Source organism: Streptomyces sp. NPDC046876 (assembly GCF_040645035.1).
GTDB lineage: Bacteria > Actinomycetota > Actinomycetes > Streptomycetales > Streptomycetaceae > Streptomyces.
Genome location: NZ_JBEYXK010000206.1, coordinates 1 through 3,486 on the forward strand (window position 1 = coordinate 1; position 3,486 = coordinate 3,486).

A 3,486-nucleotide genomic window follows, 5' to 3' on the forward strand; every position below is an offset into this window, starting at 1 on the left:
CGCCGGCGATTGAGGCGCGGGGTTTGGGGCGGAGCCCCAAGAAACCCGGCTCCGCCCGGGGGGGGACCCCCACTCAAACGCCGGCGAGGCTGAATGGGCCGGGCCCCCGTCCCAGGCGTCGGCAAGGGCGGAGTGGCCGGACCACGCGCCGGCAACGGTGGCAGGGCCGGACTCCCGGTTCAGGCGGGTGGCGAGGCGGGAGTGGGCCGGGCCCCGTTGCAGAGGCGGGCCGTGGGCCGTTCGGGGGGCTGTCGGGGCGGCACGGGCTTGCCTTCGCCGCGATCCGGGCGGGCGATGGCAGGAAGGAGGGGTGAGCCTGCGTCGACGCCAACTCCTGGGCAGCGCCCCCGCAGCCGTCCTCGCGGCCGTCGGGGCGGGAGTGCCCCCTCGGGGACCGGATTTCGGGGCGCTCGCCCGGGGGATCGACGGGCGGGTCGTCCTGCCCGGCGACCGCGACTACGCCGAGGCCCGACAGCTGTTCCAGCCCCGGTACGACGCCGTTGCCCCGGCCGCGGTGGCCTACCCCGCGCACGCCGGCGACGTCGCCGTCTGCCTGGACTTCGCCCGCCGCTCGGCGGTCCCCGTGGTGCCCCGCGGCGGCGGCCACAGCTACGCCGGCTGGTCCACCCGCGCCGACGGCCTCGTCGTCGACGTCGGGGCCATGGCCGGGCTGGCCGTCGAGGGGACCGGCGTACGGATCGGGGCCGGCGCCCGGCTCGGCGACGTCAACCGGACCCTGGCCGGGCGCGGCCTCGGCCTGCCGACCGGCCTGTGCCCCACCGTCGGCATCGCGGGGCTCACCCTCGGCGGCGGCCTGGGCCTCGCCTCCCGCGCGTACGGGACCACCTCCGACCGCCTCACCGGCCTGACGGCCGTCACCCCGGACGGGGCCGTCCGCGAGGTCGACGCGGCCCGGGACCCGGACCTGTTCTGGGCCCTGCGCGGCGCCGGCGGCGGCAACCTCGCCGTCGTCACCGAGTTCCGCTTCCGCACCCACCCGGCCCACGACTGCGCCCGGGCCGAACTCCGCTGGCCCGACGCCGATTCCGCGGCGCTGCTGCGCGGCTGGCAGCGCTGGCTGGGCGGGCTGCCCGAGCCGCTGTGGAGCCGGGTGGAGTTCCTGTTCGAGGCCGGCCCGCCACCGCCGCCCCCGACCGTGTACGTGCTGTGCCTCGACGGACGGGCCGAGCTGGAGCGCCAGCTGACCCGCCTGGCCGACCTGGTCGGCACCCCGCCGCAGGACTCCCGGACCACGGTCGCCGGCTACGAGGAGACCCTGCGGGTGCTGTCGGGCTGCGCGGAGCGGACCGCCGCCCAGTGCCACCTGCCGGGAACCCTGCCCGGCCGCACGCCCGAGGGGCAGGTCGGCCGTGATGCGTACGCCGCCCGCTCCGACTTCTGGAGCCGGGCCGGCCTCCCGGACCCCGGCATCGCCGCCGTGCTGGCCGCCGTCCGGCGGTACGCCCGCGACGTGCCGCCCGGCGGTTTCGGCGTCGTGCAGTTCACCGGGGAGTGCGGCGGCGCCGTGAACCGGCCGGCGGCCGCCGACACCGCGTTCGTGCACCGCGACAGCACCTTCCTCACCCAGTACCTCGCCTACTGGCCGCAGGCCGCGGCACCGGACGACACCGACCGCCACCAGCGCTGGCTCGACGGGCTCTGGCAGGACCTGCGCCCCTGGGCGAGCGGACGCGCGTACCAGAACTACACCGACCCGAAGCTGCCCGCCTGGCGCGAGGCCTACTACGGGTCGAACCTCGCACGCCTCGAAGAGGTCCGGCGCGCCTACGACCCGGGCCGGCTGTTCCGTTTCCCCCAGGCCATCTAGAGGAGCCCGACATGCGACGTGTGTTGACGGTGGCGGCGCTGGCGGCCGCCCTGCTGCTGCCCGGCGGGCCGCTGCCCGAGGCCGAGGCGGGCAGCGGCAGCGGCGCCCCGGCGGCGACCGGCCGGTGGTCCGCCCGGGAGGCGGAGGACTTCTGGACGGCGGACCGGATGGCGTCGGCGGCCCCCATCAACGCCGGGGCGGCCCAGCTGCCGGGCGCCGACCCGGGGACCGGCACGGACTTCGACGGGATCCCGGTCGTCGGCCGGATGTTCGTGATGAAGGGCAGCGGCGCGTACTTCTGCACTGCGAGCGTGGTCGCCTCCCCCGGCCGCAACCTGATCCTGAGCGCGGCGCACTGCCTGCTGGGCACCGACGCCCGGCAGGTGGCGTTCGTGCCCCTGTACACCGCGGAGAACCCGCAGCCGTACGGCATGTTCCCGGTGCTGCGGGACGCCGAGGGGCGGTCGAAGGTGTGGATCGACCCGCGCTACAAGAGCCTGGGGGCCGACAAGGCCGCCACCCTCGACGTGGCCTTCGCGCAGGTCGGCCCCGACGCGGACGGGTTCCCGGTCGAGCAGGTGGTGGGCGGGAACCGCCTGGTGACCGGCGCCCCGTACGAACACCCGCAGGTGTCGCTGATCGGGTATCCGGCGTCGGCGGCCCGCCCGCGGCTGTGCGTCAACCGGACGACGAGGTTCACCAGCACCGACCCGGGCATTCCCGGATCGTTCCTGCGGATCGACTGCACCGGATACCCGGGCGGCACCAGCGGCGGCCCGTTCCTGACCCGCTACGACAAGGAGACCGAGACGGGCGACGTCGTCGGGGTCATCGGCGGCTGGAAGACCGGCGGGGACACGGCGGACACCTCGTACAGCTCGTACTTCGGCACGGACGTCAGGAACCTGTACGAGAAGGCTGTTGCCGGGGCAGCGGGGGCGTGACGACGCGGACCCAGCGGGTCCGGCGCGGGTTGCCCACCGAACGGGGCAGCGCGGGGGCCTCCTCGGCGCTCAGCGCGTCCGCGGGCGGGAGCGCGAGCTGGCGGCGCAGGTCGGCGAGGGCCGCGTGCACGGGGGCCAGGATGACCTCGGCCCGGGGGTGGATGTGCGCGAGGGCGTGCGCGGTGGTCTCGATGGTCTCGGCGGCGTCCTCCGCGGCGGTACGGCTCCACCCGGCGGGCCCCGCGGTACGGAAGGGGGCGACGGCGTCGTAGAGATGACAGGCGGCATCGGCCGCAGCATCGGCCCGCTCTCCGACCCCGGGCGCCGCGACGATCGGCAACTGCTGCTCCATACCGACTCAACGAGCGTCCGCCCGCCGGGTTCGCCGCGCGGGCGGCCTCCCTTCCCCCGGCTGCGGGAGGTCGCAGTGCCGCAGGGTCCGGGCAGAGCCCGGTGCCCGGCGCAGCGGGGATCCCTGGGGCTCCGCCCCAGACCCCGCGCCTCAAACGCCGGCGAGGCTGGATTTTGCCGACCCTCGGTTTCGAAGCCTCCGGCAGCCGAAACGGAGTCCCACGGATCCCAGGAGGCCACCACCGCGAAGCCCGAACCCGGCTTCCCACGCTCCTCGCCGCTCGAAGCCGCCAGTCCGGCAGTATCAGCCCCGCCGGCGATTGAGGCGCGGGTCCGGGCAGAGCCCGGTGCCCGGCGCAGCCG

3 protein-coding genes are annotated in these 3,486 nt (G+C 76.3%); 2 read left to right on the forward strand and 1 reads right to left on the reverse strand.

Annotated features, from left to right (window positions below):
* The first annotated feature begins 310 nt into the window (after positions 1-310).
* A complete protein-coding gene (locus tag ABZ924_RS38255) occupies positions 311-1,828 on the forward strand; it encodes an FAD-binding oxidoreductase (RefSeq protein WP_361920310.1) in 1,518 nt (505 codons plus the stop codon).
* An 11-nt stretch (positions 1,829-1,839) separates the two neighbouring features.
* Complete coding sequence (locus ABZ924_RS38260; RefSeq protein WP_361920312.1) at positions 1,840-2,772, forward strand: serine protease; 933 nt, start codon at positions 1,840-1,842, stop codon at positions 2,770-2,772.
* On the opposite strand, the gene ABZ924_RS38265 is transcribed toward ABZ924_RS38260, so the two are convergent.
* Complete coding sequence (locus ABZ924_RS38265) at positions 2,726-3,124, reverse strand: hypothetical protein (protein ID WP_361920314.1); 399 nt, start codon at positions 3,122-3,124, stop codon at positions 2,726-2,728. The genes ABZ924_RS38260 and ABZ924_RS38265 overlap by 47 nt on opposite strands.
* Between the last annotated feature and the right edge of the window lie 362 nt (positions 3,125-3,486).

Coding starts and splice junctions, on each gene's coding strand:
- ABZ924_RS38260 (WP_361920312.1), top strand. CDS start 1,840: ATGCGACGTGTGTTGACGGTGGCGGCGCTGGCGGCCGCCCTGCTGCTG.
- ABZ924_RS38265 (WP_361920314.1), bottom strand. CDS start 3,124: ATGGAGCAGCAGTTGCCGATCGTCGCGGCGCCCGGGGTCGGAGAGCGG.